The 14,804-nt window shown below is 70.2% G+C and carries 13 protein-coding genes; 8 read left to right on the top strand and 5 right to left on the bottom strand.

The features are described 5' to 3' along the window. A partial coding sequence (locus tag DPA01S_RS12390) for a hypothetical protein (RefSeq protein WP_198150766.1) occupies nt 1–222 on the bottom strand: 222 nt, incomplete at its 3' end. 427 nt (nt 223–649) lie between these two features. Here DPA01S_RS12390 and DPA01S_RS12385 point away from each other — a divergent pair. The 5 genes from DPA01S_RS12385 (at nt 650) to DPA01S_RS12365 (ending at nt 6,527) form a co-directional block, all read left to right on the top strand. Then, on the top strand, nt 650–2,101 hold the full coding sequence (locus DPA01S_RS12385) for a hypothetical protein (protein WP_061916623.1): 1,452 nt from the start codon (nt 650–652) through the stop codon (nt 2,099–2,101). 38 nt (nt 2,102–2,139) lie between these two features. Then, nucleotides 2,140–3,090 carry a PspA/IM30 family protein gene (locus DPA01S_RS12380; RefSeq protein ID WP_061230085.1) on the top strand — a complete coding sequence of 317 codons (951 nt, stop codon included), beginning with the start codon at nt 2,140–2,142 and terminating at the stop codon, nt 3,088–3,090. Nucleotides 3,091–3,127: 37 nt separating this feature from the next. Then, nucleotides 3,128–4,342 carry an alpha/beta hydrolase gene (locus tag DPA01S_RS12375; protein WP_061916620.1) on the top strand — a complete coding sequence of 405 codons (1,215 nt, stop codon included), beginning with the start codon at nt 3,128–3,130 and terminating at the stop codon, nt 4,340–4,342. Nucleotides 4,343–4,376: 34 nt separating this feature from the next. Beyond that, complete coding sequence (locus DPA01S_RS12370) at nt 4,377–4,826, top strand: SRPBCC family protein (protein ID WP_232303130.1); 450 nt, start codon at nt 4,377–4,379, stop codon at nt 4,824–4,826. Between the two features lie 81 nt (nt 4,827–4,907). Next, nucleotides 4,908–6,527 carry an HNH endonuclease gene (locus DPA01S_RS12365; protein WP_083961832.1) on the top strand — a complete coding sequence of 540 codons (1,620 nt, stop codon included), beginning with the start codon at nt 4,908–4,910 and terminating at the stop codon, nt 6,525–6,527. A gap of 13 nt (nt 6,528–6,540) precedes the next feature. On the opposite strand, the gene DPA01S_RS12360 is transcribed toward DPA01S_RS12365, so the two are convergent. Beyond that, a complete protein-coding gene (locus DPA01S_RS12360) occupies nt 6,541–7,875 on the bottom strand; it encodes an NYN domain-containing protein (protein ID WP_061916629.1) in 1,335 nt (444 codons plus the stop codon). 101 nt (nt 7,876–7,976) lie between these two features. On the opposite strand from DPA01S_RS12360, the gene DPA01S_RS12355 reads away from it, so the two are divergent. Continuing rightward, entirely contained in the window at nt 7,977–8,837 is an 861-nt protein-coding gene (locus DPA01S_RS12355) for a mycofactocin-coupled SDR family oxidoreductase (RefSeq protein ID WP_061229249.1), read from the top strand. A 92-nt stretch (nt 8,838–8,929) separates the two neighbouring features. Here the strand turns inward: DPA01S_RS12355 and DPA01S_RS17465 are convergent, their stop codons facing one another. Then, the gene (locus DPA01S_RS17465) at nt 8,930–9,064 is read right to left on the bottom strand and encodes a hypothetical protein (protein WP_256386853.1); all 135 of its coding nucleotides are present in this window, start codon (nt 9,062–9,064) and stop codon (nt 8,930–8,932) included. Between the two features lie 301 nt (nt 9,065–9,365). On the opposite strand from DPA01S_RS17465, the gene DPA01S_RS12350 reads away from it, so the two are divergent. Together DPA01S_RS12350 and DPA01S_RS12345 are read left to right on the top strand one after the other, a co-directional pair. Further along, on the top strand, nt 9,366–10,607 hold the full coding sequence (locus DPA01S_RS12350; RefSeq protein WP_061229248.1) for a fatty acid desaturase family protein: 1,242 nt from the start codon (nt 9,366–9,368) through the stop codon (nt 10,605–10,607). A 192-nt stretch (nt 10,608–10,799) separates the two neighbouring features. Beyond that, nucleotides 10,800–11,399 (top strand): TetR/AcrR family transcriptional regulator, encoded by a 600-nt coding sequence (locus tag DPA01S_RS12345; RefSeq protein WP_061229247.1) that lies wholly within the window; start codon nt 10,800–10,802, stop codon nt 11,397–11,399. Between the two features lie 53 nt (nt 11,400–11,452). Here the strand turns inward: DPA01S_RS12345 and DPA01S_RS12340 are convergent, their stop codons facing one another. Both DPA01S_RS12340 and DPA01S_RS12335 read right to left on the bottom strand, forming a co-directional pair. Then, entirely contained in the window at nt 11,453–14,026 is a 2,574-nt protein-coding gene (locus DPA01S_RS12340) for an ABC transporter permease (protein WP_061916614.1), read from the bottom strand. Beyond that, nucleotides 14,026–14,793, bottom strand: coding sequence for an ABC transporter ATP-binding protein (locus DPA01S_RS12335; RefSeq protein WP_061916611.1), 768 nt, complete (start codon nt 14,791–14,793; stop codon nt 14,026–14,028). The genes DPA01S_RS12340 and DPA01S_RS12335 overlap by 1 nt, the downstream gene beginning before the upstream one ends. Between the last annotated feature and the right edge of the window lie 11 nt (nt 14,794–14,804).

The raw sequence follows: 14,804 nt of genomic DNA, 5'->3' as shown, positions 1-14,804 counted from the left end.
CGTGAGCTTGTCCAGCGACCCCGTCAACTGATCGGAGCCGGTACCGCCGGACGAGTCCACGTCCCCGGTCGAACCGAGCGCAGCGCCGAGCGCGACAGAGCCCACTACGGCGCTGACACCGATGCCGATCTCAACGCTCTGCGCGTTGGCAACACCCGGCATGGAGCCGAGCGCTAGCCCGGAGGCCGCGATGACCGCGATCATCCGCTTCTGGTTCTTCATAGGAGTTGCCTTCCTTAGTGGTTGACGACCCGGCGACGGGCATTAACTCCCCCACGCCACCCGGTCCGGCATGTGGCCTTGGCCACCGCCTTCGGATCGTGTCATCACTCTATCGGGGCATTTCAAAGTCGTGTTACAGGGAATGCTTGGCTGGAACAGTTTGAGGGGCTACGTAACGCAAGGGGCAGCGGCGCAGGTAGGCGGCGTCCGCGAAGTCGCACAACGGTTATCGGCCGACTACCTCGTCTTACGTTTCACCTAACAAGTGAAACGGCGCTTATTTATTTGCCGTGTAACTCGCTCAGTGAGTTTCCTCACTACTTCGCCCCTGAATGCCGGATCCGCCACCTGGAACCGCCCCGCGCGCCCCACGACAGCAAAAGTTGAGGCTAACCTCGTATTGCTATCCCCGAGAACCAGGAGCGTCATGGCACCGAGCACGACCGGAGTCCTCTTCCCCACCGATTCCGACGGAAACCGCTCCACCGGCCGTCTGGCCAAGCAAGTCGTCGCCGACGCACTCGCCACCGTCGACCCCGCCGCGGCCGAGCGCGTCCACCGCATCAAGGACTGGCGCAAGGGCTACATCGAACCCTTCACCGAACTCGTCCGGGTCGGCGTCACCGACCCCGCCGCCTGGGACGGCGTCGCACGCGCCGCCCTCCAGTCGCTGCAGTCCCGGATGGTCGGCGTCCACGAGAAGGACGGCCAACTGGTGGAGACACCGATGACGGACTACCTCGCCGTCGTCACCCCCACCTCCACGCCCGGAACCGAGACGATCCAGGGCACGGCGACCCCCGCCCGCGAACTCTCCATCCCCTACCGCGGCGAAGAACTGACCGGCGACCTCCTCCGCGCCCGCCTCGACAAGTGGGTCGCGGCCGGCGTCATCGAACCCAGCTGCGCCGACGCCCTCAAACTCGTCCAGGACAACCCCGAGTGGCTCTCGCTCCCCGGCCGCGCAATGCTCGTTCTGGGCCTGGGCTCCGAGATGGGCCCCGCCCGACGCCTCCTGCAGTGGGGCGCCGACGTACTGGGCGTCGACCTCCCGTCGAGCCCCGCATGGGACCGCTTCCGCGCCGAGGCCTCCACCTTCGCCGGCCGCCTGCTCATCCCCACCGACGCCGACGGCCGCCCCGGCATCGACCTGCTCACCCAGCTCCCCGAGCTGGCCGCGTGGGCCCGGGCCGCCGCCCCCGCACCGCTCACCGTGGGCAGCTACTTCTACGCAGACGGCGGAACCCACGTCCAGCTCTCGTCCGCGGCCGACGCACTCGTCGTCGACCTCCTCGGCGACAACACCGCCACCGCGCTGGCCTACCTCGCCACCCCGATGGACACGTTCGTCGTCCCCGCCGACGTCCGCGAGGCCTCGACGGCAGCCCTCGCCTCCCGGAGGATCACCGACGTCAAGCGAGTCGTCGGCGCGCTGACCCGCCACAAGCTGTTCTGCCGCAACTACCCCGCAGGCCAGGGGCCCGCCGTCCATGACGCGCTCGTCCCCCAGCAGGGCCCCAACTACACCCTCGCCAAGCGCGTCCAGCGCTGGCGCGCCACCAGCGCGTTCGCCGACGGCCACACCGTCTCCGTCAACGTCGCCCCCGCCACCGACACCTACTCGGTCACCAAGAACAAGATCCTCGCCAACACCTACAAGGGCGCCCATGCCTTCGGCATCGAGATCTTCGAGCCCGACACCTCCTCCGCCCTGCTCGCGGCGCTCATGGTCCACGACCTCCACGTGGGGCGCCCGCAGGTCGACGTGCAGTGGCAGCACGAGTCGTCCGGCGCCGCGTCCGGTGGATTGTGGCGTCAGCCCTACCTTCCGCGGACAGCCCTGCCGGTGGCCGCGCTGATCGGTACCGTCAAGAGGTAGAAACGCACCTTCGCCGTCGCCGACAAAAGGACCCCGCCATGCCTAACCCGTTCTCCAAAGGCTGGAACTACCTCAAGGCCTCGCTGGACAAATCGGTCGACGACAACGCGGACCCCAAAGTGCTCGTCCACCAGGCCATGAGCAACGCCCGGCAGCAGCACAAGTCCGTAGCCGACCAGGCCGCCGCGGTGATCGGCAACGCCAAGCAGCTCGAGATCGCCATGGGCACCAAGGCCCGCCAGCTCGACGAGGTGCAGGGCCAGATCCGCCAGACCCTCCAGGTCGCCGAGCAGGCGCGCGCCGAAGGCGACACCGCCCGGGCCCAGCAGTTCGACGCCCAGGCCGAGCAGCTCGCCGGCCGCCTCGTGGCGCTGGAGCAGGACCTGGAGAACACCCGCCAGCTCCACGGCCAGGCCGTCCAGGCCTCCGAACAGGCCAAGCAGGCCGTCAAGGAATCCGAGCACCGGCTGCGCGAGACGCTCGCGCAGGAGGACCAGCTGCTGCTGCAGGCCACCCAGGCCGAGATGCAGCACCGCTCCACCGAGTCCATGGCCTCACTGCAGGGCGCCGGCGGCGGCAACTCCCCGACCTTCGACGAGATCCGCGCCAAGATCGAGGGCCGCTACACCACCGCGCTCGGCAAGCAGGAGCTGGCCGAGGCCACCGGCGCCCCCTCCACCGCCCAACTCGACGCCGCCGCCTTCACCCGGGAGTCGGAGGGTAAGTCCAAGCTCGAGCAGATCCGTGCGTCAATGGGCCTGTCGTCCGGGTCCGACGCCGGCGCCGGCGCCGGCGCCGATCGTCAGTTGACGGACGGCGGCGGACATGCCGGTCAGACCGAGCCGGCCGGCCAGACCGGTCAGGCCGAGCCGGCGCGGGCGGCCGAGCAGGCGAACCCCGAGGCCCCGCGCAATCCCGACGAGGCCACCGATCAACCGGGCCCCGAGGACCTCTCGGGGCCGACGTTGCCACGCGACACCAGGGAGTAACTCCCCGCCCCGCGGTTCGGCGATCTATCGTTGAGCGGTGCCCCGACATCGCTCGCCGCTCGCCCTGCCCCTCCTCGTGCCCGCACTGGCCGCGACCCTGATCGCCGGGGCCGTGGCCCCGGCCGGTGCGCAGTCACTGCCCGGGTCCGCGGGTCCGGATATCGGGTCGGTGATGGGCTCGGCGGGAGGCAGCGTCGACCCGTCCAGCGCGGCCGCCGGCTCGGCGACCGTCGGCTCCACGGGCTCCACCGGCACGGATTCGCTGGTGGGGTCGGGAACCCTCCCACCGCTGGGCACGGGCTCACAGAACACCTCCGCCACCCCTCCGATCGGGATGGAGGCCGAGACCGTCACCGAATCCGAGGTGCGCCGGGTCGACATCGGTGACCAGCTGGTCGCCGGCGGCGACCCCCGATTCGAGCGTTGGTGGGTCGCCTCCGAGTCGATGAACCGCGTGCTGCCGGTGGAGATCTGGCGTCCGGCCTCCACTGCGCCTGCTCCCATGCTCTACCTACTCGACGGCGTGGACTCGCCCTCACCCAGCGGGTGGCTCCTGCCGGGCGGCGTCGACCGGGTCTTCGCAGGCGAGCACGTCACGCTCGTCATGCCCGCCCGCGCCGACGGCTCGCTCCACGCCGACTGGCAGCGGGACGACCCGGTCCTCAGCCGCAACAAGTGGCAGACCTTCCTCACCGAGGAACTGCCACCGCTGCTCGAGGCCGGGGACATCCCCTTCAACGGCAAGCGCGGCATGGCCGGACTCTCGATGGGCGCGGCCAGTGCCGTGACCATCGCCGAGCGTCGCCCCGACCTGTACCAGGCCGTGGGTGCGATCGCCGGCTGCTACACCGCGCGCGACGACCTCGGGTTCATCCTCGCCAAGATCGTCGCCGAGACCCGCGGCGGCGACATCGCCAACATGTGGGGCCCGCGCACCGACCCCGCCTACCTCGCCAACGACGGCCTCCTCAACGCCGACCAGCTCGAGGGCAAAGCCCTGTACTTCGCCACCGCCACCGGTATGCCCGACGCCACCGAGTGGGACCGCAACGGCCGCGACCTGCTGCGCTTCACCCAGGGGGCCGGCCTGGAGATCGCCACGCACGCCTGCACCGTGGAGATGGACCGGCGGCTCGACGAGCTCGGCATCGACGCGCGGATCGACTACCTGCCCACCGGCCTGCACAACTGGGACAACTTCGGCCGTTTCGTGGCCCCGATGCGCGATACGCTGATGCCGGCGCTGCGCTGACCGCCGCGGCGCCCCACCGCCGCGAGGAGTCGCCATGCCCACCACGCCGAAGGCCTCCGGATACCTCTCCCCCACCGGGGCGGTCGTGTTCCCTCGCCGGCTGCCGCTGTCCGTCGAGGAGGCGTGGGCGGCGGTCACCGATCCGGCCCGCACCGCGCCGTGGATCGGTCCGTGGTCGGGCGACCCGGCGACGGGCACCGTGGAGCTGACGATGATCGCCGAGGACGGCGCGCCCGTCGTGCCGGTGGGGATCGTGCGGTGCGAGGCGCCTCACCTCGTCGTCGTCACCACCGCCCCCGACGGGTGGGTGCTCACCGTCCGTATCGAGGGGGACGACGACGAGGTCGTCATCTCCCCGATTATCACCCCGGCCTGTCCGAGCACTACCGGGCGCTGCTCGGCGGCTAGTTGTAAGCCGCCCGGCGCCCCCCCCTCTCCGCGGCTAGACGAGTTGGAACCCCATCGTGTCGTAGTGGGTTGCTAGTGTTCACTCTATCGAACACACGAGCGATCCTCGCCCGGTCGGGCGGCGATCACACCCAGGCGAAGGGGGCGGGCACGGCCGATGACGCGACCACCACAACCGCACCCGGGCGGCGACCACCGCGCTGATCACAGGGCAGATCGCCGCGCTGATGGCGGCTCCGTCGACTGCCCCGCCGTCGCCGCGGCCGGCGCCGCCGCCGTGCAGGCCCTCTACGCCGAGAACATCGCCGCCGCCGCCCGACTGCGCGCCTGCTACCACCTCTACACCGTCTGCGAGGACGAGCAGGAACGACGCGACCTGGCCGCCGGCTACGACCCCGAGCTCGACCTCAAACCCGAACACGCCGTCATCGACCCCTTCCACATCGCCTGCGCCGAGATCGTCGCCGCCTACGGCGTGCACAACAACCGCGCCCGCACCCTGCTCACCCGGGCCCGCACCCTCATCACGCGCTTCCCCACCCTGGTCGAGGCCATGGAAACCGGCCGCCTCGACGAGGACACCGCCGACCTGCTCGCCCGCCACATGCGCACCGTGGACTCCGCCCACCGCCGCGCCGTCCAACAACAAATCATCGACTGGCTCCTGGCCGCCATCGCCGCCGGCACCCGCCCCGGACGCGAGGCCATCCTGGGAACCCTCGACCGCATCATCACCGACCACGACCCCGCCGGCGTCCGCGCCCGCCGCGCCGCCGCCACCCGCGAACGCCACATCCGGCTGCGCCGCGGCACCGACGGCATGGCCGACCTCATCGCCCACCTCACCGCCACCGAAGCCTCCACCCTCTACGAGGTCCTGCACCGCGCTGCCACCGAACAGGCCACCCGCGACAAAACGGCCCGCCTGCAGGCCGCCCACGCAGGCGACCACACCCTCGACGCCGAATACATCCGCAGCATCGACGAACTACGCGCCGACGCCCTCGTCGCCGCCTTCCTCGACCCGGCCGGCCCAGACCACGAGGCAGACCCCCAGCACCCGGCGCGGGCCGGGACCCGCCCCCTGGCCACCCAGGTCCGCCCCACCATCACCGTCCTCGCACCCCTGGGCCCCGACGGCGAACCCGAGGTCTACCTCCCCCGCGGCGGCCCGGCCACCATCGAAGCCCTCATCGAACTACTGGCCCGCAGCGTCGGCGCCACCATCACCGTGCCCCACACCGAACCCGGCACCGCCGATGCCCCGGACACGGCCCGCCGCTACCGCATCAGCGCCGAACTGGCCCACCGCATCCGCCTACGCGACGGCACCTGCCGCCACCCAGGCTGCTCCGTACCCGCCCAGGACTGCGACATCGACCACTGCCGCCCCTTCAACCACACCGACCCCAACAGCGGCGGCCTGACCACCGAAACCAACCTCGCCAGCATCTGCCGCCAACACCACCGCTTCAAAACCTTCCACGGCTGGCACTACCACCTCGACCCCGACGCCACCCTGACCATCACCACCGACACCGGCCACACCCTGACCACCCACCCCACCGGACCCCTGGCCCGCTGGCGCCAACGCGACCCCCACCCAGACCACACCGACGACACTCCACCCCGCCGGCCCTGGCTCGACCCCCGACCACAAGCCACCCACTGGCTCCGCCGCGCCCGACGCCTGGCCGCCGAACGCACCGCCAACACCACCACACCACCACCCACAAACAGCCACCCCACCACCGACACCGACCCACCACCCTTCTAGAGGGCGCGGCCCGTCAGCGGTGCTTGAGAAGTACGGCGCGGATCCCCTCGTGGAATCCGTCGCGCAGGCGAACGCGCTGAGTCTCGGTAAGGGTGAACTCGTTGAGCATCTGGCAGGCGAACTGTAGGAGCGGACGGTCGATCGCCGGGGGGAGCACTCCACCGGACAACAGGTGCGCCTCGTCGCGCTGCTGCTCGGTCGCAGCTTGCTCGTACCACCAGGTGGCGTACTGCTGTCCGACGTCGAAGGGGGTCTGCTCGCCGGAGGAGGTCCACACCTCCTCGGGCAACGGCACGAACTTGGACCGCAGCGGGCGACGGTGAGGTGCCATCATCGACGGGTTCGGCCGCGAGGACCCGTTCGCCGGCTCGCTCGCCGTCGAGGACCTCTGAACCGACCCGGCGTGCTCGGCGGGCGGAGGCGAAGCCTGCGGGGTCGGGCCCGGCTTGGGTGCCAGATCAGCCGGCGTGACCACCGCCGGTCCCTCCGGCCGCGGCCGCGGGGCAGGCGTCGCGGCGTCCTGCGGGGGCGGCCCGGCCTCTGCCTCCCGACCGTCGTGTTCGTTCTCGACCCGGGCGGCGCATTCATGCTCGTCGGCGGCCAGTTCCTCGGCGTCGGCGGCGCGTTCCTCGTCAGCTATCGTCAGCCGGGTCTCGTCGGCGACGGAGGTGGCGGCGGCGCGGTCGGCCCGCAGGTCCACCTCCATCAGGTCCACCGACTCGTGGGTGTCGGGGTCATGCCCGTCTTCGCCCGGATGGGCGGGCGTCGCCGTCGGTGTGCGGACCTTGGGCGGTATCGGCCCCTCGAGGACGCGGATCTGCATGGCGTCGTGGAAGTCGGTGCGGGGGTCGAGGACCGTCGTCGTGTCGCAGGCGTGACGCAGTGCCGACGAGATGGAGTCCCAGCCGAAGCCCACCAGGTGCATCCGCACGCCGGCGTCCACGGCCACCCGGACCCCGGGGATCATGTCGGCGTCACCGGTGACCAGCACCATGTCCGAGCACTGCCCCTTGTACGCGGCCTGGATCATGTCCGCGACGAGGAGGGTGTCCACGGCCTTCTGGGTACGGCGTTCACCCCACTCGATCAGCTGACCGGCGCGCAATTGGACACCCTCGATAACGCGCAGCGTGCGTTGGTACCGGTGCGGGCCGGAGTCCGGGATGCCGTCGTACCAGTTCTGCCGCTGCACGGGCTGGTCCACGAGGCTATGGGCGACCTGGTCTAACCGGTGCACGACCGTGGCGAGTGATATCTCCAGCTGGCCTCGCGCACCCTCCTCCCAGGAGTTGTAAAAACTTGCCAGTAGATACGACGTATCCACTAGGACGAGTGTCCGTTCGAGCATGATGACCACTACCTGTTCTGTCTGTTTACGTTGACTTCAAGCATGCCGCAGGTCGGCTGGCCCCGCAGGGACCGCCGCCGTTCATCGTCAGGAGCTTCACCTTGTCGCACCCCTCCACTACTTCAACCGATCTGACCGGAAGGGTCGTGCTGGTGACCGGCGCAGCCCGCGGCCAGGGACGAGCTCATTGCGAGGCCTTCGCCGCCGCGGGCTGCGACGTCATCGCGTTGGACCTGTGTCGGGATATCGAGACGGTGCCCTATCCCATGGCCGAGCCGGCGGATCTCGAGGCCACCGCGGAGGCGGTCCGCGCGCTGGGGCGGCGGTGCGTGACGGGGATCGTCGACGTACGTGACCTGCCGGGGATGCAGGAGGCGGTCGACGCCGGGGTTGCCGAGTTCGGCGGACTGGACTTCGTCGTGGCCAACGCCGGTGTCTCGCCACAGCCCATCGCCACCTGGGAGCGGTCCGAGGAGGAGTGGGACAGCACGATGGACATCAACCTCAAGGGCACCTGGATCACCACCAAAGTGGCGATTCCCCACATCCTGGCCACGGGCCGGGGCGGTTCAGTGGTACTCATCAGCTCGATGGTGGGCCTTCGCGGCGGCTCGTTCACCGGTAGCTACGCGACGTCCAAGTGGGGGGTCCGCGGCCTCGCCAAGGCCCTCGCCGGGGAACTCGGCTTCTCCAACGTCCGGTGCAACTCGATCCACCCGGGCAACGTCCGCACGCCGATGATCGAGAACCCGGCGATGATCGAGATGATGTCAGGTGGGAAGGGCACGACACTCGAGGACACCGCGGAGACCTACAGCAACATGACCCAGATGCCCCAACCGTGGGTCGAGCCGTCGGCGATCGCGTCCATGGCCCTCTACCTGTGCAGCGACGCGGGCGCCGGCATCACGGGCGCCTCGATCCCGGTCGACCTGGGCGGCAGCGAGAAGTTCGGACTCTGAGCCCGATCGGTCTCAGATCACGCGAAGGCCCGCCCCTCGACCGGAGGGGCGGGCCTTCGTGTGCGGCCGGGCAGAGCACCCGGCCCGGCGAATCAGGCCGCTTCGGGCGCCGGAGCCGTCGGACGCGGCACGCTGACGGTCGAGCCGGTGGCGCTCCACACCAGGGACCAGAAGATGTCGACGACCGGCTGGATGGCCCGCAGGAAGATGTCGTTGGCGTTGCTCATGGTGTGTCTCCTCGGTTGTCGTGCTGGTGCGTACTGGGTCGTATCGCGGTAGGCGCTGTCGTATCCGTGACCCCTACGCGACGACCTCTATGTCGTCGCGAACCCAACCGACGTTACAAAACCGTGACATCAACTGGGATATCGTCGTCTTCCCTCGCAGGCCAGGGCGTTACCGATGCCCACTAAGCGATCGGAGACGCCGCAGATAACGGGTCACCGAGACCAGTACAACCGACCTCACTTTTGTGACCGACGCAACCAGACGTACCTACGCGACCGTAAGTTACGGTACCGTAGCTTCATGGCAATCACCGACATCCCGGAGTTCGCGCATCTCACCGAGGACGACGTCGAGGCGCTCGGCGCCGAGCTCGAGCAGATCCGTCAGGACATCATCGGTTCCCTGGGCGTGCGTGACGCGGCCTATATCCACAACACGATCCGCTTCCAGCGCGGCCTCGAGGTCGCAGCGCGCGCGTTGCTCCTCGTGGGCTCACGAAACCGCACCGCCTGGGCGGTCGGCGCGGGAGCGCTCGGCGTCGCCAAGATCGTCGAGAACATGGAGCTCGGGCACAACATCATGCACGGCCAGTGGGACTGGATGAACGACCCGGAGATCCACTCCACCACCTGGGAGTGGGACATCGTGGGTACGTCCGAACACTGGAAGCAGACCCACAACTACCTGCACCACAAGTTCACCAACATCGTCGGCATGGACGACGACGTGGGATTCGGTCTGCTGCGCGTGACCCGCGACCAGCGGTGGAGCCCGTTCTTCTACGGCAACGTCGCCTACAACGCGGTGCTGGCCCTGCTGTTCCAGTGGGGCGTGGGCATCCAGCACCTCGAGCTGGGCAAGGTCGCCATGGGACGTGACGACCGCGGGGAGACCAAGCGCAAGCTCAAGCTCTTCGCCAAGAAGGCGTCCGGCCAGCTGCTGAAGGACTACGTCTTGTACCCGGCGCTGTCGGGTAAGGGGTGGAAGTCCACCGCGACCGCGAACCTGCTCGCAAACGGCATCCGCAACGTGTGGACCAACGCGGTGATCTTCTGCGGGCACTTCCCCGACGGGGCGGAGAAGTTCACCAAGAAGAACGTGCAGGAGGAGACGCAGGCCGAGTGGTACCTGCGTCAGATGCTCGGCTCGGCGAACATCACCGGCGGTCCGATCATGGACTTCATGTCCGGCAACCTCTCGTACCAGATCGAGCACCACATCTACCCGGACATGCCGTCCAACCGACTGTCCGAGGCGTCGCTGCGCGTGCGCGCGGTGTGCGACAAGTACGACCTGCCGTATGTGGCCGGCCCGCTGCCGGTCCAGTATGCCAAGACCTGGCGCACCATCGCCAAGCTGTCGCTGCCCAACCACATGCTGCGCGCCACCGCGGACGATGCGCCGGAGACCCATTCCGAGCGGATGTTCGAGGACCTGCCCACCCCGCTGCCCGCCCCGGAGGGCAAGCGAGCGGGCCTGAAGACCGCGCTGAAGCACCACCGTGCGCGCCGACGGGCGCGCAAGGTCGTCGCCGTGGCCTGACGAGGCCCGCGACCCCGTCACGACCGGCGACGCCCCGGCACCGCGATCCGGTGCCGGGGCGTCCGTGATTTCGACGCCCTGCGGCGCGGGTCGGCTATAGGCTGGCGCTCGAGTCAGCGGGACGGAACGCATACCGACGCCACAGCGGTCGAGCCGGTCACCCGACACAAGACGACGAGGACGGGAGCCCCCATGGAGGACCGGCGGATGCTCATCGCCGATTCCGCGATCGAGGTCGTGGCGAGGGACGGTGTCCGTGCCCTCACCCACCGCGCCGTGGACTCGGAGGCGGGACTGCCCTCCGGCTCCACCTCGTACTACTGCCGCACCCGCGCCCAACTGCTCACCCTCACCGTCGACCGGCTCACCTCGCTGCTTCGCGGGTTCGTCGAGGTCTCCGGCATCCAGGAACTCGCGTCATCGAACGCCGACGAGGTGCTCTCGACACTCGCGCGCATGATGGAAGGGCTGCTGGAGGACTACCGCGGTGAACTCGCGGCCCGGTCGGCGCTCATCGTCGAGCTGGCCGGCAAGGCGGACACCACCGACCTCGTGGCGTCCCTCCTCGACCCCAGCGACCTGGTCGGCGCGCTCGACGCCGCCGGGCTCCGCGATCCCGCCACCGCCGCCCTCGACCTGCTCACGGTGTACGAGGGCCTGCTGTGGGAACGCACGGTAGGACGCCTGGCGGGCGCCGAGGTCGACGCCAAGCACGACGCCGAGCTGCTGGGCGCGGTGCTCGCCCGCCACGAGCACCGCGGCCCCCGCAACCTGTTCGGCCTGCGTCGTTAGCAGGCCCCCCCGCGGCCGGCAGCCCCACCCGCCGGCGGGCCCGGCAGCACCCGTCAGTCGGCGATCGCCTCCAGCGGCCCCGTCTTGGCCGCACGGTGGGCGGGCCACAGCGACGCGAGCACGCCGACCACCGCCGAGGACGCCAGCACCACGACGATGCTGCCCCAGGGGATGGTCGTCTCGGTCAGGCCGCTGTCGGCCAGCACGGTGACGAACGCCCAGCCCAGGTACACGCCCACCGCCGCGCCGATCAGCGCGCCGAACACAGCGATCTGCGTCGACTCGAGGTTGATGGTGCGGCGGATCTGCGACCGCTGCATGCCCACGGCGCGCAGCATCCCGATCTCGGTGCGGCGTTCGATCACCGACAGCGCGAGGGTGTTGACGATGCCCAGGACGGCGATCACCAGTGCCAGTCCCAGCAGGGCGTAGATGATCGAGAGCAGCTGGTCGATACCGCCGGTCTGGACGTCGATGTACTGCTGCTTGCTCTGCACCATGGCGATGGGGATGTCGGTGAGCTCGTCGGTGACGGCGGCGAGCACCTCGTCGGTGCTGACGCCCTCGGCCGCGGAGGCGAGCATGATGGACGTGGTGCGCAGGTTCTCCGGCACCAGGCGCTCGTAGACGTCCATACCGGTGTAGAACGGCCCGAGGATCTGGGAGTCCTCGTACACGCCGGTCACCCGCAGTGTCGACTCGGTGCCGTCGGGCCCGACGAGGGGGACGCTCGCGCCGACGGTCCAGCCGCGATCACGGGCGACGGTGCGGGACACGACGAGCGAGTCGGGCCCGGGCACGAGCGAGCCGTCGACCATGGTCGCGTCGATCATCTCCTCGAGCGGCCCGCCCGCGGCGGCCAGCGCCTGTGGCTCGCCGGCCAGCTGCGCGAAGGAGAACGCCAGCCACGCCACGTCGCCGACCTCGTCGACAGAGGTGACCCTGTCCTGGATGCCCCCGGGGAGCGGGGTCGGCGGCCCCTGGGAGGCTACGCCCTGGATCACGAGTTCGGCGTTGATGTCCTGGTTGATGACGCCGGAGACGCTCTCCTTGGTGGTCGCGCCGAGGGTGCCGAACGCGGCGACGAGGGTGAGCCCCAGGGTCAGGGCGAAGGCGGTCGCGGCCGTGCGGCGGGTGTTGCGGCCTGCGTTGGTGGCGGCGAGCTTGCCGACAGCACCGAAGGGCGCGCCGATGACGCGGCCGATGCCACCGGCGATGGGCTTGGCCAGCGTGGGCATGACGAGGAAGCTGCCGACGATCAGGGCGGCGGCGCCGACGCCGACGGTGATCGCCCCGTCGCGGGTCGTGTCGTGCCACGTACCGATCAGCGCCAACGCCACTCCGCTGACCACGGCGAGGACGCCGATGTAGGTGCGCCACGCGCCGCCGGCCTCGGTGGAGACCGAGCCGACGCGCATGCCCTGCACGGGGGCGACGCGTCCGGCGCGCCGGGCGGGGGCCCAGGCGGAGAACACGGTGACGACGAAGCCCAGCGCCAGTGGGGTGATGACCGACATCGGCGTGAGGGAGAGGGCGCCGGACGGGATGCCCAGATCGAGGGCCTCGAGCACCAGGAAGATGAGCTGCGCGAGCCCGAAGCCCGCCAGCACGCCGATCGCGGAGCCGACGAGCCCGGTGACGGCGGCCTCGGCCATGACGGACCGGGTGAGCTGACGGCGGGACGCACCGATCGCGCGCAGCAGGGCCAGTTCGCGCAGCCGCTGCGCGACGAGCATGGAGAAGGTGTTGTAGATGATGAACGTGCCCACGAGCAGGGCGATCAGCCCGAACGCGACGAAGAAGTAGTTGACGAAGTCGAGGATGGTCGACAGCTGCTCGGAGAGCCGCTCGCGAACCTCGTCGCCGGTGCTGACGGTGTAGTCGGGGAACTCGGCGGCGATGGTGTCGCGGACCTGCTCCTGGCTCACGCCCGGCTCGGCGCGGACGGAGACGCCGGAGGCGTTCTCGCCGTCTGTGAACAGGGCGCGGGCACGGTCCTCGGAGAACCCGACACCCACGTAGCCGCCGACGTCGGTGTCGTTGGCGTAGGAGCCGACGACGGTCACCTCGAGCATGCCCTGACCGGTGGTGTAGACCTCGGCCGTGTCGCCGATGGCCAGCCCGGCGCTCTCGAGGACGGTGGTGGGCAGGACGACCTCGTCGTCGGCTGCGGGGGCACGGCCGTCGACGATCCAGCTGTTGTCGCCGACCGAATGGGCGGGGTCGACCCAGGCCAGGCCCTCCGAGGGCGCGCCGCCGGACTGATACGGCGTGCCGTCGGCGTTGAACAGCACCACGGTGCCGGAGACGCCGGGCGTGGCCGCCTCGACGCCGGGCAGTTCCAGGACCCGTTCGGCCACCTCGAACGGGACGCCGGCGCCGCGCGGGTCCTCGGGCTCGATCATGGCGGATAGGTCCGCGGTGCCCTGTTCGAGCAGGCCGTCGAAGGTGCTCTTGAGGGTCGAGGTGAACACCAGCGAGCCGGTGACGAACGCGGTGCCCAGCACCACGGCCAGCACCGACAGGACCAGTCGGAGTTTGTGCGCGGCGATGTTGCGCAGGGAGACGCGCAGCATGGGCCGCGAGTGGCGGGGCGCGTGTCGCGCCTCGTGCTTTCCGCCGGCCATCACCGCTCCTCGAGGGCGCCCATGGCCGACAGGATCTCGTCGGCGGTGGGGCGCTCGAGCTCGCGGACCACCCGGCCGTCGGCGAGCAGCAGGACGCGGTCGGCGTAGGTGGCGGCGCGGGGGTCGTGGGTGACGATCACGACGGTCTGGCCGAAGTCGTCGGCGGCGCTGCGCAGGATCGACAGCACCTCGGCGGAGGAGGTCGAGTCGAGGTTCCCGGTCGGCTCGTCGCCGAACAGGATGTCGGGGCGGCCGACGAGGGCGCGGGCGCACGCGACGCGCTGCTGCTGCCCGCCGGAGAGCTCGGACGGGCGGTGCGAGAGCCGGTCGGCGATCCCCAGCCGCCCGATCACCTCGTCGAACCAGGCGCGGTCGATGGTGTGGCCGGCGATGTCCTGCGGCAGGGTGATGTTCTCCTCGGCCGTGAGCGTGGGCACGAGGTTGAAGGACTGGAAGACGAAGCCGATCCGGTCGCGGCGCAGCGCGGTGAGGTCCTTGTCCCCGAGCCCGACGATCTCGGTGTCGCCGATGCGCACGGAGCCGGAAGTCGGCCGGTCGAGGCCGGCCATGCAGTGCATGAGGGTGGACTTCCCGGAGCCCGAGGGACCCATGATGGCGGTGAACCGGCCACGTTCGAAGGTCGCGCTGACGTGGTCGAGGGCGCGGACCTCGGTCTCCCCCTCCCCGTACGTCATGACGAGGTCGGTGGCGACGGCGGCGGCGTCCGCCGCGCCCTCCCGGTGGTGGGTCTCGGCCTGGGTGGTCATGTGCTCCCTCG

Source organism: Dietzia papillomatosis NBRC 105045 (assembly GCF_001570845.1).
GTDB classification, from domain to species: Bacteria; Actinomycetota; Actinomycetes; order Mycobacteriales; family Mycobacteriaceae; genus Dietzia; species Dietzia cinnamea.
Note: the sequence above shows the minus strand (reverse complement) of the source record. Positions and strands in the feature narration are given on the sequence as shown.